This is a genomic window from Nonomuraea sp. CA-141351 (genome assembly GCF_050944675.1).
Taxonomy (GTDB): domain Bacteria; phylum Actinomycetota; class Actinomycetes; order Streptosporangiales; family Streptosporangiaceae; genus Nonomuraea.
Genome location: NZ_CP191982.1, coordinates 941914 through 965893, shown reverse-complemented (window position 1 = coordinate 965893; position 23980 = coordinate 941914). Strand labels below are relative to the sequence as shown.

The following is a 23980-nucleotide window of genomic DNA, read 5'->3' as shown; positions in this document are numbered from 1 at the left end:
CTGACAGGATCCTTCAGATGAACGATCTGGTGAGAGCGGCGCAGCGGGGCGACACCATGGCGATGAACGAACTGCTCGAGCTGCTCACTCCGTACGTCACCCGGATCTGCGGCCCCATCGCGCTGGCCGATGGCGCGGACGCCGCGCAGGAGGCGCTGATCGCGATCTTCAAGGGCCTGCGCGGCCTGCGCGAGCCCGCCGCGCTGTACGGCTGGGCCAGGGCGATAGCGGTACGTGAGGCGGTGAGGGTGGCCAAACGGAGCGGACACACGGTCGAGTTCGAGGACGACCTGCCCTCACCCGCCGACCTGGAGCAGGCGGCGGACATCAGAGACATGCTCGCGCGGCTCTCGCCGGAGCACCGGGCGGTGCTGATGCTTCGCGACGTGGAGGGGCTTGACGAACGGGCGGCGGCCGAGCTGCTGAAGGTGCCCGTGGGGACAGTCAAGTCCCGGCTGTTCAGAGCCAGAGACAACTTCAGGAAGGCGTGGTCGGCATGAGTGGTTCGTGGCCGGTGGCCGAGCTTGACCCCGTCCGCAGGCTGCACGTGCTCGCCTCGGCGATATCGGGGGCAGCGGTGGCGACCCGGGTCATTTCCGCGCCGTTCGAGCAGGTGTGGCGGGTGGCGAGCGATCTGGAGCGGGGGCTCGGCACGTTCGAACCCGATATGCGATCCGTACGCGTCGAGCAGACCGAGTCCGGACTTGTCGCCCACGCCCGCAGCCGGTACGGCTTCCGCGCCTGCTTCGAGGTGGACCTGCGGCCGGGCTGGATCTGGATGCAGAGCAGATTCCTGCTGATCGGGCTCGCGGCCGTACCCGTCGCTGAAGGCACGCTGTTCGCGGCGACCGGCGGCGTACGCCTGCCCGGCCGCGCGGCCCTCGTCCCCCTCCTCGTACGGCGGGCCAACGAGCGCGCACTTGAGCGACTGGCCGCCCGATTCGGCTGAACGAGCGGCTCCGACTTCAGGAGTCGCGGCGCAGGGAGGACAGGCCCCACAGTTCGGCGATGCGCCCGTCGCGTACCCGGAAGATCTCCAGCATGGTCGGCGGCTGCCCGCCGGGAATGCCGCGCACGCTGGTGCGGACGGCGGCGGTGTCTCCCTCGACGACCATGTCCTCGACGACGACCTGTGCGTCGGGGAACGCCTCGTGGAACTGCTGCCAGGACCGGGTGACGCTTCCGGGCCCGGTGGTGCCCAGGGGGTGGCTGTAGAAGTCCGACGTGAAGATCTCCTCTGCGGCGGTGTGGTCGTGGGCGTTGAACGCGGCGTACATGCGCTGCGCGGCGGCCCGCACATGGTCTGTCATCGGCTCTCCTGTTCGGACGCGTTCGCGTGGACGCGGCGCAGGACGTCCAGGACGATCTCTTGTTGCTGGGCAGTGGTGCCGGAGAGCAGCCGCTCCTGGTAGGCCTGGTGTGCTCGCTCAAGGTCGGCCGCCATCCGCTCGCCGGCGGGGGTCAGCGCGGCCAGGGTGTAGCGGTTGTCGGCCGGGGCGAGTCGCCGGCTGACCAGCCCCTCGGCCTCGAACTCCTTGACCAGGCGGGTGACGCTCGCACCGTCGATGCCCAGCGCCTGGCGCAGGTCGCTGTGACTGGTCTCGCCGTCGCGCCGCAGCCGGACGAGAACCTGTACGCGTTGCGGGCTCATGCCCACGTGCCGGGCGAACGCCTGGCGCAGCTCGGCGCAGACGCTGCCGAGCTCGCGGAAGAACGTGTCCTCGGACGTCTCTTCATGCACGATCTCTTTATAACCTCAACTCTTGAGGTAATCAAGAGAGTCGGACGGGATGGTCAGCTGACTTGCTCGAGGTGTTCAGCGACCTTAGCTTGATCTTTAACCTTTCTCATCGGCCGGGTTGTTGAACTGGGTGAAGGTTGGGCCGTTCGCGGGACGTGGAGACGGCCTCGGCTGATCATGAGCGTTGCTGAAGACGCCGACGATCACTACCGAGACCGTGAGGATGAGTGTGCTGAACGAGGCTGCCCGTGTCGAGTCCTTGGCCGCTTTGTCCCGCTTTCGACCGACTTTTACGACTGTCTGAGCGCGCGCGCCGATGCGCTGTTCGAGCTGGCCGATGCGGTGTTATGCAGTGATGGGCCGGTGCGTTCGCTGGTGGAATTGTCGCTGGTCGGCGAGCACCGTCGAGGTCATGGGTCTGAGGGGCCATGATCGTTGCGTGATCTGCCCATCCAGATCCTGGCCAGGATGCGTTCGGATCGGGTGCTGCGCCGGGCGGCCCCGGCACGGGTGCCGGGGACCAACGGCCGGCCACCGCGTCATGGGGGCGAGTTCATCTTCGGCGACCGGGACAGTTGGGGCGAGCCGGACGTGGACAGCGAGACCGACACCCGCCTGTACGGGCGCGCCATCGCCTGGGCTTGGGATCGGCTGCACCCGCGGTTGACCCGCCGTGCGGCCTGGGCCGATTCGGCTGAGCTGCCGATGATCGAGGGCACCGTGATCCGTCTGGAGGTGGACCATCTGCCCAGCGGGGCGATCCCGAAGCCGGTGTGGCTGTGGTGGTCCCAGGTCGATGCCTGCGCAATCGAGGTGGACCGGATGTGGCAGGCGTTCCTGCGCCGCTTCGACATCGAGCACACCTTCCACCTGCTCAGGCAGACCCTCGGCTGGACCTGCCCCAAAATCCGCGATCCGCGGGCGGCTGATCGCTGGACCTGGCTGATGCTGGCCGTCTACGCCCAACTCCGGCTGGCCCGTCCCTTGGCCGCCGACCTACGCCGCCCTTGGGAGGAGCCCGCGCCCCCGCAGCGTTTGTCGCCCGCTCGCGTTCGCCGAGGGTTTCGGCACCTGCGCGCCAAGACGCTCAGTCCGGCCCAGGCACCGAAACCTTTCCGGCCAGAACCAGGACGACCACCCGGGCGGCGCAACAACCAACCCACCCCACGCCACGACGTCTACACCGCCACCGGCCTGACCACCGCGAAGACCCCTGCCCGGAAACCGACGACGAAGAAATCCGCTAACCCACGTCCGCGACGCACAGGTTAAAGATCAAGCTATAGCAGCGGTGGCCACGCCGACCACGGCGGGGCGCGGCGATCCCGAATGGCAGTCCTGGCGGAGTGAGTTCACCACGGAGGAAATTAGTCGGAAACAAAAAGACATTTACGGCCATGTACACTCCTCGCCGATGCTGATCATCTTGTTCCGATCAGCGCGCGCTCAGGGAGGTACTGTGCGGTTACCCCGAAGATCTGCGACCTGTGTCGGCGTCGCCCTTGCCGCGGCTCTGCTGACCCCCGGAGCGACCCACGCTGCGGCCGGTCCTGCCCGAACGTCCGCGACGCCGCCGACCTCCGGGGCCGTCAGCGCGCGGAGCGCACCGGCGACGGTCACCTTGATCACCGGTGACAAGGTGACGGTGACTCCCGGGACCGCCGGAGCGGCTCCCGAGGTGAAAGTCACGCGAGCGCCCGGCGCGACGGGCTCGGTGCGCGTCACCACCGAGGGCCGGGACACCTACGTGTACCCCGAGGAGGCCCTCGCCTACGTCGCGGCCGGCCGGCTCGACAAGCAGCTCTTCGATGTGACCCAGTTGATATCCGAGGGCTACGACGACGGGCATGCCTCCGAACTCCCGCTGATCCTCACCCAGGCCAAGGCCACGGCCGCCCCCACGACCGGCGCCGGGCTGCCGGGCACCGAGATCACGATGAGGCTTCCCGCCGTCCACGGTGCGGCGGTCCGTACCCGCCGGTCGAAGGCCGGCGCCTTCTGGTCGGCCCTCACCGGCGGGGCCGGACACGCTGCGGAGGCCCCCTTCACCGCCGGCGTCGACAAGGTGTGGCTCGACGGCGAGGTGCGGGCGGACCTGACCGAGACGACGGCGCAGATCGGCGCCCCCGCCGTCTGGTCCGCCGGCGGCACGGGCGCCGGAGTCCGCGTCGCCGTCCTGGATAGCGGCGTGGACACCGAGCACCCGGACCTGGCGGGACGCGTCGTGTCGTCCAAGAGCTTCGTCCCGGGCGAGGACATCGTCGACCGGCTCGGGCACGGAACCCACACCGCCTCCACCGTCGCCGGCACGGGCGCCGCTTCCGACGGCGTGGAGCGCGGGGTCGCCCCCCAAGCTGATCTGTTAGTGGGCAAGGTGCTCAGCAACAAGGGAATGGGCCAGGACTCCTGGGTCATCGCGGGCATGGAGTGGGCGGCGCGGACCGAGCACGCCAAGGTGATCAGCATGAGCCTGGGCGATCCGTCGCGGCACGGCCAGAACGATCCGGTGAGCCAGGCCGTGAACCGGCTGAGCGCCGAGACGGGCGCGCTCTTCGTCATCTCCGCGGGCAACGACGGAAACAACACCTCCTACCACCTCGGCGCGCCGGGAACGGCGGACGCCGCCCTCACCGTCGGCGCGGTGGACGGCTCCGACAATCTCGCCCAGTTCTCCAGCGCCGGGCCGCGTCTGCTGGACGACGGCCTCAAGCCCGACATCACCGCCCCCGGGGTGGGCGTGGTGGCGGCACGCTCGCAGTACATGGCGAACGGCAGCGGCTACTACACCGGGCTCGACGGCACCTCCATGGCGGCGCCGCACGTCGCCGGGTCGGCCGTCCTGCTGGCCCAGAAGCATCCCGACTGGAGCGGGCAGCAGATCAAAGACGCCCTGATGAGCACCAGCGCGCTGACCTCCGAGCGCAACCCGTACAAGGCCGGAACCGGCCGGGTGTCGGCGTCCGGTGCGTACTTCGCCGGGATCGTCGCGACCGGGTCGGTGGACGCGGGACTCGTCCCATGGTCGCGCACCACGCCGCCGCAGCCGATCAAGCGTGAGATCACCTACACCAACACCTCGGACTCCCCCGTCGCGCTGGACCTCTCCGTCGACCGAATGGACTCCGGCGCGGAGGTGTTCACGCTGGATGCCGACCACGTCTCCGTGCCCGCGCGGGGAACCGCGCAGGTCGGCCTGGTGGTGGACCCGAAGGGGCTCGCGGCGGGGCAGTACGCCGCCCAGGTCCTGGCGAAGGGCAGCGACGGCGCCGTACTCGCGCACACGGCCGCGGGGGTCTCCGTCGAGGCCGAGAAGCGCAACCTCACCGTCCACCTGAAGGACCGCTCCGGACGGCCCATGAGCGGCGCGGTCCACATCGCCGGCGACAATGGGATCGACTCCTGGCTGTGGGTCCCCGAGGACGGATCGCTCACCAGCCGCTGGGCGCCGGGCACGTACGCGCTCAGCTCGTACGCGGACGTGGAGGGGACGCACGGTCCCCATTCCCTCGGGGAGGCCGTGCTGGCCGCCCCGGAGGTCGACCTGACGACCGACCGGGACGTGGACCTCGACGCCTCGCGGTCCCGGCAGGTGAAGGTGGCGACGCCCAAGCCGACCGCCGTCGTCGACAGCAGGCTCGACCTGTGGCGCTCCTTCACCTCCAGCACGCCGACGCCGGGCACCGGGGCCGTCTTCGACGTGCTGTTCCCCTCGGCCGACTACGACAGTGTGTGGGCCCTGCCGACCAAGGACGAGGTGACGAAGGGCAGCTTCGCCTTCGGCACCAGGTTCCGCGCGAAGCAGACGCCGCTGGCGATCACCTACAACGGCGAACGCCTCGACGACGTGCTCGCGCAACCCGGCTCCCCGCCGCTGCCGGACGGCACCTCGCGCCTGGACGCCGTCTTCGCCGGCAACGGTACGGCGGCCGACTACGCCGGCCTGTCCGCCCGCGGCAAGGCCGTGGTCGTGCGCAGCACCGACGCCGTGCCGACGGATCAGCAGGCAGCGGCGAAGGCGGCCGGCGCGGCGATGCTCCTGGTGGTCGACCAGGAATCCGGTCGGATCGGCGACTGGTGGTACGGCGAGCCCGACCACACCACCGCCGGATCGGTACCGGTCGCCTCGCTGGGCCGGGACGAGGGGGAGAAGCTGATCAAGAAGATCACCGCGGCCGACAGGCCGATCCACCTGGCGGCCGAGTCACACCCCACGCCCGAGTACCTCTACGACCTGGCCGACTACCACGTCGGCGGCGTGCCCGCCGACCCGTCTGCCGACACCGATCCGCGCAGCCTCGCCCGGATCGACCTCGACTTCGCCGTGCCTCCCGGCAAGCAGGGCATCGAGATGCGTGATGACTTCCCCCCGTACGACTGGCCGGGCGGCCCTGCGCACCAGTGGGGGAACGTCGTGAAGCTTCCGTTCGCCGACGAGCCGGTCGCCGCGGGGACGCGTACCGACTGGGTCTCCACCGGACCCGGCGTCCAGTGGAAGCAGTCCGGCACCCTGCGGTACCCCAACGGCCAGACGGGCGCCACGCAGGAGTGGACGACGGCCACCGACGAGCTGAGCTACAAGCCGGGCAGCGCACACGAGGACCGCTGGTTCGGGCCCGTCATGCGGACCCGGTTGCTCGCCGCCGACGCCCTTTACCGGCTGCCAACCGGCGATTTCACCATGACCGTCGCGGGACTCGGCGATGGCGGGTCGGCGCACGACGGCCCCGCCAACCAGACGCTCTCGCTCTACCAGGGGGACACACAGCTGCTCCAGATTCCCTACTACTACTTCGACGTGAGCGGGCTGGACGATCGGGAACTGCCGTACCGGCTGGTCGTGGACACGACGGGCAGCCCCGACCTCAGCTCCTACTCGACCACCACCAGCACCGAGTGGCGCTTCACCTCCGGGGCCACCACCGAGACGAAGGAGATCCCCCTGGTCCAGCTGGACTACGCGACCGACCTGGACCTCGCGGGCCGGGCGGATCGCCGGACCGGAATCTCCATCACACCATCGGTGCTTGGCGGCACCTCCACAGCGGACGATGTCTCCCGGCTCCGGCTCGAGGTCTCCTACGACGACGGGAACACGTGGCAATCGCAGGATCAGAAGGAGACGAAGGGCACCTGGCGGGCGACGCTGAACGCGCCGGCCGGCGCGTCATACGTCTCTATCCGGGTCACCGCCGACCAGCGGAACGGCGGCGGCGTCACCCAGACCGTCATCCGCGCCTTCGGCCTCAAGCCGTAACCGGGGCGCGGTAGATCACCCGCCGCCACCGTGGCCATCAGGACGGTGGCGGCGGGTGGGATCCTCAGAGGCGGCGCACGGCCCTCAGCTTTGCTTTTAACCTTTGGGCTGAGGTCTCCTTTCAGACGTGGACGCTGGTTGATCTTGTTTGCGTGGGACAGGGTGGCGTGGGGCTGGACCGGAGCGTGATCCTTGAGGACGTCCCGGTCCGGCTCGAGTGGGTTTGGGAACAGCGGCTGGGATGCCGAGCAGACGGTGGACGTTGCGAAATCCGCGGCGGACCCTTCCGGGCGTGAGCGGCCGGTCCGTGGCGGGTGGTTTCTCCCAGGGGCGGCGCAGGTCCTCGGCCAGGTCGCGAACGCCGCATACCGACGAGCGAGGACGGGCTTCGAGACACCCCGAGCCGGACCTGGGCGATGGAGATGCGATTGTCGGCAGCAAGCAGCGCCGATGTCGCAGCGCTACTCGTCGCGATCCGTGGAGTCAGGAGGAGGCTGATTCGCGTGGTCGTAGGCTTCCTGCGACGCTGACACGTCGCCGAGGTGCGCGATCGCCCATTCCTGCAGTGCGCGCAGCGGCTCGCGCAGAGTGCGGCCCGCCTCGGTCAGCGCGTACTCGACGCGGACCGGAACCTCGGGGTAGACGGTACGGCGCACGAGCCCGTCCCGTTCGAGCCCGCGGAGGGTCTGGGTGAGCATCTTCTGCGAGATGCCCTCAATGCGTCGGCGCAGCTCCGAGAAGCGGGCGCTGCCGTCCCAGAGGGCGCCCACGATGAGCACCGTCCAACGGTCGCCAATGCGATCCAGGATGTGGCGAGTCGGGCAGTCCGCGCGGTAGGGGCTGCCGCGGAGCACCGACTCGGCCTGAGTGGTTACCACAAAGTGCCTTCTTCCCATTGGAGAGCTGCGCTCATACGGTAATCGCAGCGCGTCGTCCGACGCCAGCCGTCCCGCAGAAAGGCCTCCTCATGTCCCGCATCACCGTCATCGGCGGCACCGGCTATGCCGGTTCGGCCATCGTCGCGGAGGCCGCTGCCCGCGGTCACCAGGTCACCGCGCTGAGCCGCTCGCTCCCCGACGCGCCCATCCCGGACGTGGCCTATGTGCAGGGCGACGCCACCGACGAGGCAACGCTCTCGGCGGCCATCGAGGGCGCGGACGTCGTCGTGGGCGCACTCGCCCCACGCGGCCCGCTGGCCGGCATCTTCCGCGACGTCTACCGCATGATCGCGCGGCTGACCGATGCCGCGGGCGTACCCCTGTACGTCGTCGGCGGCGCCTCGTCGCTGCGCCCCGCGCCCGGGGCGGATCGCTTCGTCACCGACCTCAGCCACATCCCCGCAGAGCTCCACGACGAGATCCGTGCCGGAGCCGCGCTCATCATCGAGGACCTCCCAGCCACGCCCCCGACCCTCGACTGGGTCTTCGTCAGCCCGGCGCTCCGGTTCGGCGCACGCATGCCCGGCGAACGACTCGGCCGTTACCGGCTCGGCGACGACGTCGCGGTCGCGCCCGAGGACGGCGGCGCGATCTCCGCCGCGGACTACGCCCTCGGGTTCGTCGACCTGATCGAGAAAGGCGACCACCACCGGGCACAGGTCAACCTCGGCCACTGAGGCGATCCCCGTGAGATTCCGTTCGCTGTCCGGCGCTCGAAGTCCGATACAGGGCATGCACGAAACCGCGCCCGAACGTAAGGAAGGCATTTTCCGGCATGGACGACGCATATGAAAAGACGCACTATCGGGGATTCGGGCCCGTCCTCGGGCTGCCGGTCCAGGACGGCCGGGTGGATCTCTCGGCCTTTCCCCCGGATCTCCAGGAGTTGTTCCCGCCCGTGATCGAGAGGGCGAAGGAGCCGCTGGTCGGCATCACGACGGACGGGCACGTCGTACGCGATCTGTTCGCCCTCCAGGACACCGGCTGGAATCCCGAGCCCGCGAGCAAGGCGGCGACCGCCTTCCTCGACCGCCTCACTCCCGCGCAGCGCGACGACGTCCTGTTCGCCGTGGACGCGGCCGAATGGCGCATGTGGATCAATGCCTTCCCGAACTGGGATCCGCACGGCCTGCGCCTGGAGGACCTGGAGCCCGCGCAGCGCGAGCGGGCGCTCGCGATCGTCGAGGCGTCCTTGTCCGCCACCGGCTTCTCCTACGCTCGTACGGCGATGAAACTCAACGCCGCGCTCGGCGAGCTGATCGGCCAGTACCGCGACACCCTCACCGAATACAGCTATTTCTTCGCACTGTTCGGCACCCCCTCGGCAACGGAGCCGTGGGGATGGCAGCTGTGGGGCCACCACCTCGACGTGCACTGCTTCATCATCGGCCGGCAGATGGTCCTCACCCCGGCCTTCATCGGCGCCGAGCCCACCGAGGCCGACCGCGGCACCCACAAGGGCCTGCGCCTGTTCGACGAGCAGCGGACGGCCGGGCTCGACCTGCGGCGCAGCCTGCGCCCCGAACAGGCACGTCAGGCCGTTCTCCACACCTCGATCCGGGTGCAGGACCTGCCCGCCGAACTCTCCGACCCGGTCAACGGCAGGCACTTGGGCGGCCCCGCCCAGGACAACCGCGTCATCCCCTACGCGGGGCTACCGGCCGGCGGACTCTCCCCCAGGCAACGGGAGTCGCTGCTCCACCTGGTGAAGACCTACGCGCAGCGGCTCCCGGACGGTCCCGCCGCCGCCTTCATGGAAAGCATCGAGCGGCACCTCGACGACACGCACCTCGCCTGGATCGGCGGGAGCGGCGACGACGACGCCTTCTACTACCGCGTCCACAGCCCCGTCGTCCTGATCGAGTACGACTGCCACCAAGGCGTCTTCCTCGACAACGACCAGCCCGAACCGTTCCACGTCCACACCATCGTGCGCACCCCCAACGGCGGCGACTACGGACGCGACCTGCTGCGCCGGCACCTCGCCCGCCACCATCCACAACAACGCGCCGGACGCTGACGGCCACTCGCCCGCCCGTCACGGAAGCGTGACGGCATGCGACGTCGTGGACATGGAGAAAACGGGGTGCCGGATCCGGGCTCGCATCCCTACCCTCGGCCCCATGCGCCGCGAACCTGCCCTGCTGAACGTCATCGACGCGGAAGCCACCTGCTGGGACGGACAGCCTCCGCATGGCTCGGTGAACGAGATCATCGAGATCGGCCTCACCGTCGTGGACGTGGCGGCCCGGCGCCGTGTATCCCGCCACCGCGTCCTGGTCCGCCCTGCCCGGTCGGCGGTGAGCGACTTCTGCACCGAACTGACGGGACTGACTCAAGCCGAGGTGGAACGGGGCGTCACCTTCGCCGAGGCCTGCCGAATCCTCGTCGAGGAGTACGAAGCCCGGAAGCGTCCCTGGGCAAGCTGGGGCGAATACGACCGCCGGCAGTTCGCCCGGCAGAGTCAGGCCGACGGGGTGGCCTATCCGTTCGGCTATCCAACGGAGCGCACCCACACCAACGCCAAGGCCGTATTCGCCGCCGCCTACGGGCTGCGCAAGAAACCCGGCATGGATCACGCCCTGCGGATCGCCGGACTCCCGCTCGAGGGACGCCATCACCGGGGCGAGGATGACGCTTGGAACATCGCCGCAGGTTCCCGTCACGCATCAGACGCCACCGCCTCTAACAAGCTCGTCATGCGTGCGGGGACGCGCCGGATGGCAGGTGCCTCGCGAAGTGCTGCACAATGGCGGGCTGGCGGTCATCGGCGGGGTGGCAAGCATGGTCAGGCACATTCCTCTGCGGTGGGTGGTCCAAAGCTTCTCTCATCGAGGCGCGGCTGCCTTTAGAGAGTCGAGCTGGGTCTGCAGAGACTGGCGCACCGTCGAGGCGCGGGCGTATCCGATCTTGGCGTGCCCGGATGTCCGGGTGCCGGCGGCGGGGCGGGGCAGTTCCGCCCACGAGGTCCCAGGTTTGCGCAGCGCCGGGGTCGGCATGTTGAGCACCTTGGCCGGCGACGGCACGAGCCGGAACCGGGGATCGAGGCGGGAATGCCCTGGACGGCCGGATGTGGGGCCGCTGTTTCATAGGCGCTTATGAAACACCGCCTATCCGCGCCATCGAGAGTGTGGGCATTCGGGCATGATGCTGGGTATTTCATGGGCATCCCGAGGGTACTGGAGACACCCCTCACCGGCACGATCAACGACACGCTGGCGACCGGAGTGCGCGCGCTGCTGGCCCTGCCCGGCTGTCGGGGTCGTCGCCGCGGGCGCGGCCCACACGGCGGGCCCGGGCGCTGGACGCGCTGCTGCGCGAGCAACCGGACCGGGTCGAGCGCCGCGACCTGGCCGCCGCCGCACGGCTGCCGTTAGGTGCTGACCCCGGCACCTCCGGCGCGATCTTGACCGCTCGGTGGGCGGCGGCGGCCGCGGCCGCCGAGTATGAGGCGCACCACTACTGCGACGCGGACGGTCATTCCGCGCGGTCATAGGCGTCCTGCGATACCGACACGTCGCTGAGGTGTTCGATCGACCACTTCTGGAGCGCGCGGAGCGGTTCCAGCAATGTTCGACAGGCGTCAGTGAGTGCGTACTCGACGCGAACCGGCACGTCGGGGTAGACCGTGCGGCGCACGCAGGGTGGCACCCCGCGCTCGGGCGTGGAAGGCCGAGGCCAGGCAGCCCAGCGCGCGCAGGACATTGTGGGTGATCGCGGCGCAGGTCAGCCACGCGGCATTGGCGGCGAAGACACCAGAGGGCATGTGCGCGAGCGGCCCGTCGCTCAAATCAGCGTTGACCTGTTCCTGTACCGCGTGATCACGGTGCTGCTCCTCAGCTTGGATCAGCGTGTACGGGGTGTCGGTGAAGATCGGGTAGTGGCGCCAGGCGGGAAACAGTTCGTCTTGGCGCTCTTAGGATGAGGTGTACCCCTCGCCGTTAGGTGCCTGCCGATCGCGGCTACGTCAGCACCGCGTAGTTCTCGCTGGCGGCGTCGTGCAACTGCCAGAGGTGGTCGGCGACGGTGTCGGGCTCGTGTTTGAGTCCTGGGCCCACTGGTCCCACGACCACGAGGTGGGCGATGTGCAGCGGGGTGCCGGCGAGGGCCTGGGACAGCAGCGCGGCGTAGGCTTGCTCTGCGGCTCCGGCGATCGCGCTCGCCGCGCGGTCGGGGTTCGGGTGTTCCACGGCACCTCCCGTGACGAACAGCAGTGTGCCGCGACCGGCCGTACGCATGGCGGGCAGAACGGCTTGTGCGGCGGCAGCGGCGCCGACCACGTTCAGGGCCAGGGCCTGTTCCAGGTCGTCGGCTCGAGTGTCCAGCACTGGTTTGATCAGGCCGATGTCCGGCAGTGGGCTGAAGCACATCACCTCGGCCGGGCCTTGCCGCTCGGCGAGCACCGCCAGAGCCCGGGCGACGGCGGTGGGATCGCTCGCGTCGGCCGGGTGCCACTCCGCTTGGATGCCGTCCTCGGCCAGGGCCTTGGCCAGGGCGGCGAGCCGCTCGGGGTCGCGGGCGACGAGCCCGGCGGGGTGGCCGGCGCGGGCGAAGCGTCGCGCCACCGAGGCTCCCACTCCGGGCCCCGCGCCGATGATGTGCACGGGGCCGGGGCGTTGGTTATGCATGTTCACTCCTGTGTCGCGCTGGATCATGATCTGTGGTGTGCCCGGTCACGCCTTGGCGGCCAGTGGTCGCCATGCGTTCCAGGTGTCGAGTCGCTGCCGGTAGGCGGCTTCGACGACGGGATAGGGATAGGTGCCGAGGAAGAGCCGCAGTGGCGGCTCGTCGGTGTCGATCAGTGCGAGGATGACATCGGCGGTGGCCTGGGCCCGCGCGACGGCCGGGGAACTACAAGCGGGAGGCCGGGTTGGTGGCGGTGTTCATGTTGTCACGGTCGTCGACATAGGCCAGGAACAGGGTTGCGACCGGTTCGGGGACGGGAGAGGGCGGTTCGCCGGTGATCGAATGCTGAGTTACGCGCCCTGAACTGCGGTTGAGCGGGGTGGCGGCCGGTGGTGAACCCGCCGGCCGCCACGCGTCTGGCGCGCGCACCTACTTGGCGGCGTGCTCCCGGACGCCCGCAGTGAGGACGCCCTGCTGCTTCCACGCGGGGATCTGATCGTAGATCACCTCGGCGAACGCCTCTGCGGTCTTGCTGTCCTCGGTCCAGCCGCGCTGGAACTCGGACCCGACAGTAAGCCAGCCCACCGGAATCGCTCCGGCCTGGATCACCCGCTGCATCGCGAGCTCGTGAGTCTCCTTGGTGCCGGCGGCCGACGCGTCCCCGACCACGTGCACCTCGTACCCGCGGTCGAGGGCGGTCAGTGCGGTGAGCGAGAGGCAGACGTCGGTCTGGACCCCCGCCATGATCAGCTTCTCGCGACCGGTCGCCTCGATGGCCGCGGCGAAGCTCGCGTCGTCGAACCCGTCGTACATCGGGGGATGCGCTCCACGACGGGGTGGTCACCGAGGACGTGGGCGAGCTCCGGATAGAGCGGGCCACCGAGGCCGTCGGAGGGGCCGTCCGTGACGACCAGCGGCGTGTTGAAGATCTTCGCTACCTCGGCCAGGGCGACGGTGTTGTTGATGTGCTCCTCAAGCGTATGGGAGCGGAGCAGGTCGGCCCTCCCAACCTGGTGGTCCATCAGGACGATCGCGCTGTTGTCGGCGGACAGGCGGATGCGTGCCATCTTTTTTCCTCTTCTGCTGTCGAAACTGTGGGCGGGGGTGGCTCTGACCACCTGGCCGGTTGCTGTCTACATCCAAAGCAACTTGCCTGCGCACGCAGGTATTTCCGCTTTCGGCGCACCGGTTGCTGTTCGCCGGCCGCGCCGCTGGGTGCCGGTCAGAAGGTGACGACGGCCTTGAAGCGCGCCTCCCCGGCCGCCTTCACTTCAAGCACGATGACTGCCTTCATCTGTGTCGTCATTGGCGAGACTCCTTCCCCTCGGCTCGGCGGCGGGCCGGACGACCATGGCCCGCCCCACTCGCGTTCTTGCGGTGTTGCGGCCGTTTCGGGACGCTGCATTCATGCTCGCCGCTCCGCACCGCGGTCGCCTCGGCGAACATCGCCTAGATCCAACGCCGCTGGGGGGGTGGTGGTGTCAGGACCGCTTGTGAGCATGTTGATGCTGCCGATGGCTTGGTAGGTGGGCGGGTCGATGGCGGGTCCGCGGGCGCGCCGAACCCCGGACGTGACGCCGTCGTCACGTCGCTGCGGGCCGCCACCATGGCTCCGTGATGCGCGGCAGCCAAGGGCGCACCGGGGTCCGCGCGTCACCGGGTCAATGGTGACGAACCAGGTGTGCGCCTATGACCTGCCGCACATGTTCGCCCGGTCGGGGGATGACGGTGTGGGTGTCGTCAGTCCGGCAGCAGGTGTGACGCCAGGGAGAACATCTTCTCTGACAACGCACCACTCCACGTGCCGTACCAGACAAAGCTGGAACGAACGTAGCGGCAGTGATCATCAGCCCGCCACAGGCGGTCAATCTCCTCCGTTACCGCAGGTCAGACTCAACTTCGTTGAAAATTTCCCGTTGCTAGTGGGACCCCGGGAAGGCGGTGCGTTGCCGCTCCCGCACGGCTACCCGCTGCGGGTCTGCCGGTCGATCATGGAGACCAGGGTCGAGACGAGCTCCTCGGCCGTGATGTGCCACTTGTCCGCGGACAGGTGTCCGCTAACCTCCATGTCCGTGATCCCGTGCACGCTGGTCAACAGCAGCGCTGCGTATCGACGGGTGTCCTGGGCGCCGACCAGATCGCCGACGATGGCGAAGAACTCGCCCTGGGCGCGGTCGCCCGCCTGGGTCGCCGCGTGGACCGCGGCCGGGTCGCCGGCCGGGGCGGCGAACATCAGCCGGTACAGGTGCGGCTGACGGCGGCCGATCGTCATCAGCGCGGACAGGGCGCGCTGCAGCTTGTCGGCCGGGGGTGCCTGCGGATCGGCGCGCACGACCTTTGCCTGATCCGCGAGCCGGTCCAGGGCTTCGGTCGCTACGGCGGTTAGCAGGCTGTCCTTGTCGGGGAAGTGCCGGTACGGCGCCCCGCGGGTGACCCCCGCGCGCGCCCCGACCTCGCGCAACGTCACCGCGCCCGGACCGCCGATGTCCAGCAGGGCAGCGGCCGCGTCCAGCAGGGCGCGTCGTGTCGCGGCGGCGGATTCCACTCGGCTGACCATGCCGATCACTATACAGTTGACACTGTCATCTGAGAGGTCCACCCTTGTTAAGGTGACAACGTCATCTGAAACTACGCTGGAAAACCGCGGCTGCGTCGTCGTGACCGGAGCCTCGACAGGGATCGGCGCGGCGTCCGCCCGCGAGCTGGCCCGCCGGGGATTCCACGTCCTCGCCGGCGTCCGCCGCGACCAGGACGCCGACACGCTCCGCACCCCGGGCGTCGAGCCGGTCATCCTCGACATCACCCGGCCCGACCACATCGCCGAGCTGACCGCCCGCGTCGGCTCGCAGACAGGTGCGTTGCGGGCGTTGGTGAACAACGCCGCCATCTCCGTCAACGCCCCCGTCGAGGCCCTGCCGCTGGACGAGTGGCGCCGGCTGTTCGAGGTCAACCTGTTCGGCCACGTCGCCGTCACCCAGGCACTGCTGCCCGCCCTGCTGCGCCACTGTGGCCGGGTGGTCAACATCAGCTCGGTCGGCGGGAGGGTCGCCATGGCCACCTTCGGCCCCTACGCGGGCACGAAGTTCGCTCTGGAGGCGGTCAGCGACGCGCTGCGCCGGGAAGTGACGCCGCATGGTGTGCGGGTGGTGGTCGTCGAGCCCGGCGGGGTCCGCACGGAGATGGGCGACCGGGGCATCGCCACCACAGGTCGGCTGGCCGAGGCCATGTCACCGGAACTGCGGGATCGCTACGGGCCGCTGGTCCAGGCGGTCATCGCGTTGACCGCCGCGGGCACCGCGAGCGGTAAGTCCGCCGACGATGCCGCCCGGGTGATCGCCAAGGCCGTGACCGCCAGGAAGCCTCGCACGCGCTACACCATCGGCCGTGACGCGGCCGTACTCACCCGCCTGTCGCGGGTACTGCCGGACCGGATGCTCGACCGCATCAGTGCGGCCGCCCTCCGCCCGTACTACCCGAAGACCACCACCCACGTTCGAGCGAGCAGCGGCTGATTCCTGAAATCTAGGGTCTCTTGGCCGGATGCGGACACATCGTCACACGTGTGTCACGTTCCACCCCCGACCCTGGAGCCCCCTAGTGCTCAAGCGCTTCCTCGTTTCCACCGCCTGGTCGGCGCCGCCTTAGTTCTCGGTCCGCACTCTGCGCCGGGACATCGACCGGCTGCGCGAGCTGGGCTATCCGGTCGAGGCGCAGCGCGGCGTGGACGGCGGCTACCAGCTCGCCGCGGGTGCGGCGCTGCCACCGTTGGTGATCGACGACGAGGAGGCGGTCGCCTTGGCCGTGGGACTGCAGGCCGCCGCGCAGGGCGCGGTGGAGGGCATCGCCGAGTCCTCGGTGCGGGTGCCGGCCAAGGTGGTGCAGGTGATGCCGGTCCGGCTGCGGCGCCGGATCGACGCGCTGCGCGCGATGACCGTGCCCGCCGGCTGGGCCGGCCCGGCCAGGGCGGACGTCGACCCGGGCGTACTCACCGCGGTCACGCTGGCCTGCCGGGACAGCGAACAGCTCCGCTTCTCCTACACGGCCGCCGACGGCGAGCGGAGCGACCGGCACACCGAACCACATCGACTGGTCTGTCTCGGGCGCCGCTGGTATCTGGTCGCCTACGACCTCACCCGGCACGACTGGCGCAGCTTCCGGGTCGACCAGCTCACCGCGCCACAGGGCACCGGCTCCCGGTTCCGGCCTCGTGACCTGCCCGCCGCCGACGCCGCCGAGTTCGTCCGCGCCGGCCTGGACAACCTGACCCGCCCGTACCGGGTGGAGGTCCTGGTCGACGCCCCGGCCGCGACCGTGCGCGAACGGATCGGCAGGTGGTTCACGGTCGAGGAGGTTGACGCCGGGCACTGCCGGGTGCGCATGACCACCGACTCTCTGAACTGGCCGACCATGGCGCTGGGCGTGCTCGGCGCCGACTTCCGCGTCCTCGACCCGCCCGAATCGCTCGACCAGATCCACAACTGGGGAGCCCGGTTCAACCGGGCCTAGTTCAAGGAAGGGATCGTTACCAGGCGGTCACGGCGAAACCGTCGAAGGCAAGAGGCGGCCTGAGGTAGGCAGACCCGGCTCCCCCGTGCCGGCATCGGCGATGTGGTTCACTGCTGGAGTGGCTGAAGACTTGACGCCCCTTTCATTTGAATCCGCCGAGGATTTCGAGGCCTGGCTCGACGGACACCACGCTTCCTCACCTGGTATCTGGCTGAAGCTCAGGAAGAAGGCGCCGGGGGTTGTGGCCCTGGACTATGCCCAAGCCCTCGAGGTGGCTCTCTGTTACGGCTGGATCGACGGGCAGAAGGGCAAGTTCGACGACCAGCACTGGCTGCAGCGGTTCACCCCGCGGCGGCCGAAGAGCAGGTGGTCGAAGATCAACCGCAATAAGGCCGAGGCGCTGATCGAACAGGGTCGGATGCGACCGCCGGGGTGGGCCGAGGTCGAACGCGCGAAGGGGGACGGGCGCTGGGACGCCGCATACGACGGCGCGAAGACCGCCTCAGTGCCAGACGACCTGGCCGGGGCACTCGCCGCGAACCCGGCTGCGGCGGAGTTCTTCGCGACGCTGGACAGCCAGAACCGCTTCGCGATCCTGTACCGCATCCAGGACGCCAAGAAACCTGAGACCAGAATTCGGCGGATCGATAAGTACGTGGCGATGCTGGCGGAAAAGAAGAAGATCTATCCCTGAGCCGACGTCCCAGGCCGGTTCTGCCGAGCTGATCTCGCACGGAGCCAGATCCAGGCAACGCAGAGGGTCACCCCTGCGGGGGCTCGAACTCCGCAGGCAGTGGGAAGCGCCGCGCCCGATCCGTCACAGGCGGACCGGCCGGGCGTTACTGGCATGGGCGGTCGATCGCCTGGTCCACGAGCCGTGGGTTGACAACCGGAAACGAGCCGTCGCCGAACAGGATCCGCGCCGCCAAGGCACGACCAGCACGGCCGCGCAGCACGGTCACCGCCGCCTCTGCCGCGGCGGGTGATCGGATGCCGGCGAACACGCGGCGCAGCAACAGGCGGCCTCGGAATCGGCTCCGCAACGCGTGCCCGTCGTACCGGCTCAACATGCCTTGGTCGCCAGTGCGCACGTATCCGGCGGCGACCGCCGCGGCCAGTTCGGACATGCGTAAGCAGGGGTCCAACCCACCGGCCGTCAGCGGCGACACCGCGCCCGCCGCATCTCCGACGAGCAGTCCGGCGGGGCACGCCAACCGTCGCAGCACACCGCCGACCGGGATCGGACCACCTCGGCGCTCGACCGGACCAGCCGGCGCCGCGCGGCCGGGCGCGTCCGCGGCGAAAGCGTCCAGCAGGTGGCGGATGCCGGTGCGCATCGCGTCCGGATATCCCGCGACGCCAACATGCGCATGCCGGCCGTCGTCGATGACCCACCCCAGGTATCCCGGAGCGACCCGAGGATCCAGCACGCAGTGGAACGCCGGGGTGGTCGTGCCCGACGCGATCGGATGGACGATCTCGGCACCGACGAGAAAGCGCCGGTTGACATCAAGGCCGAGATCACGGGCCACTCGGGAGCGAGCACCGTCCGCGCCGACGATGAACCGGGCCATCACCGGTTCCGCACCCGCGAACCGTACAAAACCCATCGACGCGTCGACATACCGTACGCCCAAGACGACCCGTGCCCCGGCCGACTCCGCCGCGTGATGCGCGTGCTCGTAGACGGCCGCCATGTCGGCCACGCGATACTCGTCCCGGTCACTGGTGAGTCGGATCGGTGCCCGCCGCGACGGCGGATACAGCAGCACGTCCCGGACACCGGGCCCGAGCAGATGGTCCGGCAGATCGAAGTCATCGAGCGTGCGACGCACGAAGATCCCGGTCGTGCGGATGCCCGCCGACAGTGACCTGCGGCGGTCGACCACCATCACATTCAGGTCCCGTTGCGCGAGCAGGCGTGCTGTACGCAGGCCGGCCAGGCCCGCACCCACGACCAGTACATCCACTGTCTGCATATCCTGCGACGGTAGGGGCGATGCCCCACCCGTGCGACCGTTTGCACACGACCCGCCCAGTACCTCCACACCGTCGCCACACTCGGGACCGTGGATTGCTCCTCTGCCGGGAGCCTCACGGTGAACTCGTCGGCCCCTCACGGGCGCCCCTTCGGTGGGGAAGATGATCTGCGGCGGCCGAACGCGGTGGCGAGAGACACCTCGCACGGCGACATCCTCGCGGTCGACGATCGACTCCCGTCGTTGAAACCCCTTACGCTCATACAGGCGATTTGCTCCGGACTGCCTCGAACGACATCCGTCCGGTCCACGCTACGGTTCACTCGTGATCACCACCATGCATGACGTGCCGTACTTCGCTCAGTGGGAATCGCCAGAACTGATCCCCGAGATCGTCGGTGGACGAATGTCCGCAGTCGATGACCCGTGCTGGCCGGCATCAGGGGCGGCTTCCCCTGAGGAATACGCCTGGTGGGCGGGACGGATCTGCGGGATGGCGTGTTTGCGGATGGTGCTGGCGTTTCACGGGCTACCGGTTCCATCTCCTGTACCGCTCGCCGTTGAGTGCATGGAGCATGGTGGGTACGTCCGCGACGGCGAAGGGCTGCGAGGTCTTATCTATGCGCCATTCGCCGAATGGGTGACGAGTAGATGGGATATCCCGGTGGAGGTCCGTCCTCAGTTGACGCTGGACGATGTGGCTGAGGAGGTTCACCGAGGTCGGCTCGTGATGATCTCCGTGCACAAGTGGATCCGTTGGCCGGATCGCACACCCCTGTCCACGGGCGGTCATCTCGTTCTTGCGACGGGAGCCGGCCGAGAGCACATGACGCTGCACAATCCCTCGGGGATACCGGGTGAGACCCAGCAGCACGCTTTGATCAAGAAGGCTGATCTGAAGCGCTTCTTCGCTGGACGAGGCATCGTGATCGGCCTGCCCTCCTAGCGATCTCCTCGTCTCTGCCGTACCCGATCGGCCTGTTTCGGCTACCCGGCTCCGGGCGTCAGAGGCTTCCGCTGCGCCAGAGGCTGATCTCCTCGTCCAACCTGCCTTCATCCAAGGGCGGAACGGATGCACTCTCGGCCCATGCCACCAGCAGCCGGACGAACTCCTCGCTGGTCTCGCGCTCCACGCCGCTGTTCACGTGGAACCACGTGAACAGCGGAGCGGCGTGCGGCGCCTGGGCGTCGCACGCCGCGCACAGCACGACACCATTCCGACCGTCCACTGCTGTGCCTTCCGCGTTCGTCCAGCCGTACGGCACGCGCACGAGCAGCAACCCCTCTCGACGGCAACGCGGGCAGGACGAGGGTTCCTGGGCGGTCACGATGTCAATCCGCCGCCGTTCAGTCACAGTGAGATGGCTTCCGGGCCGAACAGTTGCTTGACGTCAGCGGCGAAGCTCGGTTCAGCGTTGACCGAGAACTCCGGCACGGCACACACCACGGTCTTCCCAGACAACTGCCGCACGTTGATCCGCAAGGGCACGCTGCCCTGGTGCAGCTTCAGCACGTTGCGAAGCTCCTCCACGGCCTGCTGCGTGAGACGTTCCTCCCGTACCTGGATCGTGACGGGATGCCCGGACTCGCTGGTGATGCCGGAGACGTCGATCAACGTCAGGTCCTGGGCAAAGATCGAGATGGCGCCGTCGCGGTTGTTGATCTGCCCGCGCACCGCCATCACGGCGTCCTCGCGCAGCTCTGGCCCGTACAGTTCGTACGACTTCGGAAAGAACAGGCACTCCACCGCGGCGTCCATGTCCTCGACCGTGACGATCGCCCACACGTTGCCGGCCTTGTTGACCCGCTTGTCCACCTTCGTGACCATGCCGCACACGCTGACGTCGCCGCGGTCATCCCGGCCGCTGTCGAGCAGGTCCGCGATCGTGGTGTCCCGATTGCGGGCCAGGAGCCGTTCCGTGCCGGCCAGCGGGTGGTCGGACACGTACAGGCCCAGCATCTCCCGCTCGAAGTCGAGCTTGGTCTTCTTGTCCCACTCCATGTCGGGGATGGCGATCGTGAACGCCGTGTCGTCGCCGGTGTCGTCCATCCCGCCGAACAACGAGTCCTGGCCGTGAGCCTCGTTCTTCTTGATGTCGATGACCGACTCGACAGCCTGCTCATGGACCATCAGCACGCCCTTGCGCGGGTGTTCGAGGGAGTCGAACGCTCCCGCCTTGATCAGCGATTCGATGACCCGCTTGTTGCAGACCGTGAGCGGCACCTTGGCCAGGAAGTCGTTGAAGTCGCCGTAGCGGCTCTTCTCTTTGCGAGCCTTGACGATGCCCTCGACGACATTCGCGCCGACGTTGCGGACCGCGCCGAGCCCGAACCGGACCTGGGTGTCGCCGACCGCCACGAAGTCGAGCTGAGAGTCGTTGACGTCCGGAGGCAGGACCTGGATACCCATCTTGCGGCACTCAGCCAGGTAGACCGCGGCCTTGTCCTTGTCGTCGCCCACCGACGTGAGCAGAGCAGCCATGTATTCGGCGGGGTAGTTGGCCTTCAGGTAGGCGGTCCAATAGGCGACCAGGCCGTACCCGGCGGTGTGCGACTTGTTGAACGCGTAGCCGGAGAAGGGCACCATGACGTCCCACAGCGCCTTGATCGCTTCCTCCGAATAGCCATTGCCGCGCATGCCGGCCGAGAACTTGTCCCACTCGGCGTCCAGGACCTCTTTCTTCTTCTTGCCCATGGCCCGGCGCAGCATGTCGGCGCCGCCGAGGGTGTAGCCGGCCAGTTCCCGGGCGACGGCCATGATCTGCTCTTGGTAGACGAGCAGATGGAAGGTGGTACCCAGGATCGGCTCCAGGGCGTCCTTCAGCTCGGGGTGGATCGGCTCGATGTCCTGGCGCGCGTTCTTGCGGTGCGCGTAGTTGGTATGCGCGTTGGCCGCCATCGGACCCGGCCGGTACAGGGCGAGCACGGCGGCGATGTCCTCGAATCGGGTCGGCTCCATCAGTTTGAGGAGCTGCCGCATGGGGCCGCCGTCGAGCTGGAACACGCCGAGAGTGTCACCACGGGCGAGTAGCTTGTAGGTCGTCTCGTCGTCGAGCGGGATGGTCTGGGTGTCGAGTTCGACGGCCCGGTTCTGTTTAATGATCTTTATCGCGTGGTCGATGATGCCCAGGTTCCGCAGACCCAGGAAGTCCATCTTGACCAGGCCCATGTTCTCGCACGACGGGTAGTCGAACCCGGTGATGATCACCTTGTCCTTGTCCCGCATGTGCATGGGGATCAGGTCGAGCAGGGGGTCCGAAGACAGGATGACCGCCGCCGCGTGCACACCGGTGCCGCGGATAAGTCCTTCGATGCCGCGGCCGGTGTCGATCACCTTGCGTACGTCGTTGTCGGACTCGTACAGGGCGCGGATCTCGGTGCCCTCGTTGTAGCGGGCGTGGTCCGGGTTGAACATGTCCGCCAGCGGGACGCCCTTGCCCATGACATCCGGCGGCATCGCCTTGGTGATGCGGTCACCCATCGCGAAGGGGTAGCCCAAGATCCGGGAAGCGTCCTTGACGGCGGCCTTGGCCTTGATCGTGCCGAATGTGTTGACCTGCGCGGTCATTTCGCTGCCGTACTTCTCGGTGACGTAGGCCACCATGCGGTCGCGCTGGCGGTCGTCGAAGTCGAGGTCGATGTCCGGCGGATTGATGCGCTCGGGGTTGAGAAACCTCTCGAACAGCAGGCCGTGCTCCAGCGGGTCGAGCTCGGTGATGCGGGTGGCATAGGCGACGATCGACCCGGTGGCGCTTCCTCGGCCGGGGCCGACCGGGATGCCGTTCTCGCGGGCGTAGCGGCAGATGTCCGCGACCACGAGGAAGTAGGAGGAGAACCCCATCGGGCCGATGACCTTCATCTCGGTCTCGTACCGGTCCTGCACCTCCTGGGGGACCGGCGTGCCGTACCGCATCGCCAGCCCGGCCTCGACCTCCTTGCGCAGCCACGACTCCTGCGTCTCGCCCTCGGGCACGTCCGGGTAGTCCGGCATCCGGTCGACCAGCTTGAACACGTCGCTGTAGTCGCTGACCATCTCCGCGACCAGCAGGGTGTTGTCGCACGCCTCGGGCAACTCGGGGAACAGCGCCCGCATCTCATCGGCGCTCTTGAGGTAGTAGCCCGATCCGTTGAACCGGAACCGGTTCGGGTCATCCTTGTTCTTGCCCACGCCGACGCACAGAAGGCTGTCGTGAGCGTCGGCCTGGTCCTCGGTGACATAGTGGGAGTCGTTGGTGACCAGCAGCGGGATGTTGAGCTGCTTGGCGAGCTTGAGGAGATCGGCCCGGACCTCCCGCTCGATGTCGATGCCGTGGTCCATCAGCTCCAGGAAGTAGTTCTCCTTGCCGAAGATCTCCTGGTACTCGCCGGCGACCTTGACCGCCTCGTCGTACTGGCCGAGCCGCAACCGGGTCTGGACGGCCCCGGACGGGCAGCCGGTGGTGGCGATGATCCCTTTCCCGTACTGGGCGACCAGCTCCTGGTCCATGCGCGGCTTGCCGTAGTAGCCCTCGAACGAGGCAAGCGACGAGAGCCGGAACAAGTTACGCAGCCCGTCCGCGTCTTTGGCCCACATGGTCATATGGGTGTACCGGCCGCCGCCGGAGACGTCCTTGCCGCCTTCTCCATCGGCCACACCGGTCTCCGCTCGCGAGCCCCAGAAGACCGGTTTCTTGAAGAACCGTGACCCCGGCGCCACGTACGCTTCAATCCCGATGATCGGCTTGACACCGCTGCCCTTGGCCACCGACTGGAACTCGTACGCACCGAACATGTTGCCGTGGTCCGACATCGCGATGGCTGGCATCTCCAGCCGCTCGGCTTCCTTGAACAGCGGCTTCATCTTGGCCGCTCCGTCCAGCATGCTGTACTCGGTGTGCACGTGCAGATGCACGAAGGACTTGCTCACCCGTTCCCCTTACCTTGCGCCCCGGCCCGA

At 68.5% G+C, this 23980-nt stretch carries 23 protein-coding genes and 1 pseudogene; 12 read left to right on the top strand and 12 right to left on the bottom strand.

Annotation, left to right across the window (positions count from 1 at the left end):
- Positions 1 to 17: 17 nt before the first annotated feature.
- Complete coding sequence (locus tag ACQPWU_RS05020; protein ID WP_433437219.1) at positions 18 to 500, top strand: RNA polymerase sigma factor; 483 nt, start codon at positions 18 to 20, stop codon at positions 498 to 500.
- Positions 497 to 949 (top strand): hypothetical protein, encoded by a 453-nt coding sequence (locus ACQPWU_RS05015; RefSeq protein ID WP_433437217.1) that lies wholly within the window; start codon positions 497 to 499, stop codon positions 947 to 949. Before ACQPWU_RS05020 ends, ACQPWU_RS05015 begins: the two co-directional genes overlap by 4 nt.
- Positions 950 to 965: 16 nt before the next feature.
- Here the strand turns inward: ACQPWU_RS05015 and ACQPWU_RS05010 are convergent, their stop codons facing one another.
- Complete coding sequence (locus tag ACQPWU_RS05010) at positions 966 to 1310, bottom strand: ester cyclase (protein ID WP_433437215.1); 345 nt, start codon at positions 1308 to 1310, stop codon at positions 966 to 968.
- The gene (locus ACQPWU_RS05005) at positions 1307 to 1741 is read right to left on the bottom strand and encodes a MarR family winged helix-turn-helix transcriptional regulator (RefSeq protein ID WP_433437214.1); all 435 of its coding nucleotides are present in this window, start codon (positions 1739 to 1741) and stop codon (positions 1307 to 1309) included. The genes ACQPWU_RS05010 and ACQPWU_RS05005 overlap by 4 nt, the downstream gene beginning before the upstream one ends.
- A 435-nt stretch (positions 1742 to 2176) precedes the next feature.
- Between ACQPWU_RS05005 and ACQPWU_RS05000 the strand changes: the two genes are divergently transcribed.
- The gene (locus tag ACQPWU_RS05000) at positions 2177 to 3013 is read left to right on the top strand and encodes a hypothetical protein (protein ID WP_433437213.1); all 837 of its coding nucleotides are present in this window, start codon (positions 2177 to 2179) and stop codon (positions 3011 to 3013) included.
- 406 nt (positions 3014 to 3419) lie between these two features.
- Positions 3420 to 6995 carry a S8 family serine peptidase gene (locus tag ACQPWU_RS04995; protein ID WP_433437211.1) on the top strand — a complete coding sequence of 1192 codons (3576 nt, stop codon included), beginning with the start codon at positions 3420 to 3422 and terminating at the stop codon, positions 6993 to 6995.
- A gap of 461 nt (positions 6996 to 7456) precedes the next feature.
- Here ACQPWU_RS04995 and ACQPWU_RS04990 read toward each other — a convergent pair whose 3' ends face one another.
- Positions 7457 to 7873 (bottom strand): winged helix-turn-helix transcriptional regulator, encoded by a 417-nt coding sequence (locus tag ACQPWU_RS04990; protein WP_433437210.1) that lies wholly within the window; start codon positions 7871 to 7873, stop codon positions 7457 to 7459.
- Between the two features lie 89 nt (positions 7874 to 7962).
- Here ACQPWU_RS04990 and ACQPWU_RS04985 point away from each other — a divergent pair, with 89 nt between their 5' ends.
- The 4 genes from ACQPWU_RS04985 (at position 7963) to ACQPWU_RS04970 (ending at position 11310) form a co-directional block, all read left to right on the top strand.
- On the top strand, positions 7963 to 8610 hold the full coding sequence (locus ACQPWU_RS04985) for an NAD(P)-dependent oxidoreductase (RefSeq protein WP_433437208.1): 648 nt from the start codon (positions 7963 to 7965) through the stop codon (positions 8608 to 8610).
- A 98-nt stretch (positions 8611 to 8708) separates the two neighbouring features.
- On the top strand, positions 8709 to 9953 hold the full coding sequence (locus tag ACQPWU_RS04980; protein WP_433437206.1) for a DUF3500 domain-containing protein: 1245 nt from the start codon (positions 8709 to 8711) through the stop codon (positions 9951 to 9953).
- A 103-nt stretch (positions 9954 to 10056) separates the two neighbouring features.
- On the top strand, positions 10057 to 10785 hold the full coding sequence (locus ACQPWU_RS04975; protein WP_433437204.1) for an exonuclease domain-containing protein: 729 nt from the start codon (positions 10057 to 10059) through the stop codon (positions 10783 to 10785).
- A gap of 309 nt (positions 10786 to 11094) precedes the next feature.
- Positions 11095 to 11310, top strand: a complete 216-nt coding sequence (locus ACQPWU_RS04970) for a hypothetical protein (protein WP_433437203.1) — start codon at positions 11095 to 11097, stop codon at positions 11308 to 11310.
- Positions 11311 to 11410: 100 nt separating this feature from the next.
- On the opposite strand, the gene ACQPWU_RS04965 is transcribed toward ACQPWU_RS04970, so the two are convergent.
- The 6 genes and pseudogenes from ACQPWU_RS04965 to ACQPWU_RS04940 all read right to left on the bottom strand — a co-directional run bounded on the left by ACQPWU_RS04965 (position 11411) and on the right by ACQPWU_RS04940 (position 15116).
- The gene (locus ACQPWU_RS04965; RefSeq protein WP_433437202.1) at positions 11411 to 11638 is read right to left on the bottom strand and encodes a winged helix-turn-helix transcriptional regulator; all 228 of its coding nucleotides are present in this window, start codon (positions 11636 to 11638) and stop codon (positions 11411 to 11413) included.
- A pseudogene (locus ACQPWU_RS04960) lies at positions 11571 to 11843 on the bottom strand (IS1380 family transposase); the annotation flags it as partial. The gene ACQPWU_RS04965 and the pseudogene ACQPWU_RS04960, both read right to left, overlap by 68 nt.
- Before the next feature lie 52 nt (positions 11844 to 11895).
- On the bottom strand, positions 11896 to 12561 hold the full coding sequence (locus ACQPWU_RS04955; RefSeq protein WP_433437201.1) for an SDR family NAD(P)-dependent oxidoreductase: 666 nt from the start codon (positions 12559 to 12561) through the stop codon (positions 11896 to 11898).
- Positions 12562 to 12988: 427 nt separating this feature from the next.
- Positions 12989 to 13372 (bottom strand): isochorismatase family protein, encoded by a 384-nt coding sequence (locus ACQPWU_RS04950; protein ID WP_433437199.1) that lies wholly within the window; start codon positions 13370 to 13372, stop codon positions 12989 to 12991.
- Positions 13306 to 13626: a hypothetical protein gene (locus tag ACQPWU_RS04945; RefSeq protein WP_433437197.1), complete on the bottom strand. Its 321-nt coding sequence runs from the start codon at positions 13624 to 13626 to the stop codon at positions 13306 to 13308. Before ACQPWU_RS04945 ends, ACQPWU_RS04950 begins: the two co-directional genes overlap by 67 nt.
- An 896-nt stretch (positions 13627 to 14522) precedes the next feature.
- Positions 14523 to 15116, bottom strand: a complete 594-nt coding sequence (locus ACQPWU_RS04940; RefSeq protein ID WP_433437195.1) for a TetR/AcrR family transcriptional regulator — start codon at positions 15114 to 15116, stop codon at positions 14523 to 14525.
- Positions 15117 to 15168: 52 nt separating this feature from the next.
- On the opposite strand from ACQPWU_RS04940, the gene ACQPWU_RS04935 reads away from it, so the two are divergent.
- The 3 genes from ACQPWU_RS04935 to ACQPWU_RS04925 all read left to right on the top strand — a co-directional run bounded on the left by ACQPWU_RS04935 (position 15169) and on the right by ACQPWU_RS04925 (position 17759).
- Entirely contained in the window at positions 15169 to 16071 is a 903-nt protein-coding gene (locus ACQPWU_RS04935) for an SDR family oxidoreductase (RefSeq protein ID WP_433437193.1), read from the top strand.
- 148 nt (positions 16072 to 16219) lie between these two features.
- Positions 16220 to 17065, top strand: a complete 846-nt coding sequence (locus ACQPWU_RS04930; RefSeq protein WP_433445154.1) for a helix-turn-helix transcriptional regulator — start codon at positions 16220 to 16222, stop codon at positions 17063 to 17065.
- Positions 17066 to 17183: 118 nt separating this feature from the next.
- Positions 17184 to 17759: a YdeI/OmpD-associated family protein gene (locus tag ACQPWU_RS04925; RefSeq protein WP_433437191.1), complete on the top strand. Its 576-nt coding sequence runs from the start codon at positions 17184 to 17186 to the stop codon at positions 17757 to 17759.
- A gap of 145 nt (positions 17760 to 17904) precedes the next feature.
- On the opposite strand, the gene ACQPWU_RS04920 is transcribed toward ACQPWU_RS04925, so the two are convergent.
- Complete coding sequence (locus ACQPWU_RS04920; RefSeq protein WP_433437189.1) at positions 17905 to 19044, bottom strand: NAD(P)/FAD-dependent oxidoreductase; 1140 nt, start codon at positions 19042 to 19044, stop codon at positions 17905 to 17907.
- A gap of 325 nt (positions 19045 to 19369) precedes the next feature.
- On the opposite strand from ACQPWU_RS04920, the gene ACQPWU_RS04915 reads away from it, so the two are divergent.
- Positions 19370 to 19990 carry a C39 family peptidase gene (locus ACQPWU_RS04915; protein WP_433437188.1) on the top strand — a complete coding sequence of 207 codons (621 nt, stop codon included), beginning with the start codon at positions 19370 to 19372 and terminating at the stop codon, positions 19988 to 19990.
- Between the two features lie 58 nt (positions 19991 to 20048).
- Here ACQPWU_RS04915 and ACQPWU_RS04910 read toward each other — a convergent pair whose 3' ends face one another.
- Together ACQPWU_RS04910 and dnaE are read right to left on the bottom strand one after the other, a co-directional pair.
- Positions 20049 to 20372: a DUF6300 family protein gene (locus ACQPWU_RS04910; RefSeq protein ID WP_433437186.1), complete on the bottom strand. Its 324-nt coding sequence runs from the start codon at positions 20370 to 20372 to the stop codon at positions 20049 to 20051.
- Positions 20373 to 20395: 23 nt separating this feature from the next.
- Positions 20396 to 23950 carry a DNA polymerase III subunit alpha gene (dnaE, locus tag ACQPWU_RS04905; RefSeq protein WP_433437184.1) on the bottom strand — a complete coding sequence of 1185 codons (3555 nt, stop codon included), beginning with the start codon at positions 23948 to 23950 and terminating at the stop codon, positions 20396 to 20398.
- Positions 23951 to 23980: the final 30 nt, after the last annotated feature.

Coding starts and splice junctions, on each gene's coding strand:
- ACQPWU_RS05020 (WP_433437219.1), top strand. CDS start 18: ATGAACGATCTGGTGAGAGCGGCGCAGCGGGGCGACACCATGGCGATG.
- ACQPWU_RS05015 (WP_433437217.1), top strand. CDS start 497: ATGAGTGGTTCGTGGCCGGTGGCCGAGCTTGACCCCGTCCGCAGGCTG.
- ACQPWU_RS05010 (WP_433437215.1), bottom strand. CDS start 1,310: ATGACAGACCATGTGCGGGCCGCCGCGCAGCGCATGTACGCCGCGTTC.
- ACQPWU_RS04985 (WP_433437208.1), top strand. CDS start 7,963: ATGTCCCGCATCACCGTCATCGGCGGCACCGGCTATGCCGGTTCGGCC.
- ACQPWU_RS04980 (WP_433437206.1), top strand. CDS start 8,709: ATGGACGACGCATATGAAAAGACGCACTATCGGGGATTCGGGCCCGTC.
- ACQPWU_RS04975 (WP_433437204.1), top strand. CDS start 10,057: ATGCGCCGCGAACCTGCCCTGCTGAACGTCATCGACGCGGAAGCCACC.
- ACQPWU_RS04970 (WP_433437203.1), top strand. CDS start 11,095: ATGGGCATCCCGAGGGTACTGGAGACACCCCTCACCGGCACGATCAAC.
- ACQPWU_RS04965 (WP_433437202.1), bottom strand. CDS start 11,638: ATGTCCTGCGCGCGCTGGGCTGCCTGGCCTCGGCCTTCCACGCCCGAG.
- ACQPWU_RS04955 (WP_433437201.1), bottom strand. CDS start 12,561: ATGCATAACCAACGCCCCGGCCCCGTGCACATCATCGGCGCGGGGCCC.
- ACQPWU_RS04950 (WP_433437199.1), bottom strand. CDS start 13,372: ATGTACGACGGGTTCGACGACGCGAGCTTCGCCGCGGCCATCGAGGCG.
- ACQPWU_RS04945 (WP_433437197.1), bottom strand. CDS start 13,626: ATGGCACGCATCCGCCTGTCCGCCGACAACAGCGCGATCGTCCTGATG.
- ACQPWU_RS04940 (WP_433437195.1), bottom strand. CDS start 15,116: ATGGTCAGCCGAGTGGAATCCGCCGCCGCGACACGACGCGCCCTGCTG.
- ACQPWU_RS04920 (WP_433437189.1), bottom strand. CDS start 19,044: ATGCAGACAGTGGATGTACTGGTCGTGGGTGCGGGCCTGGCCGGCCTG.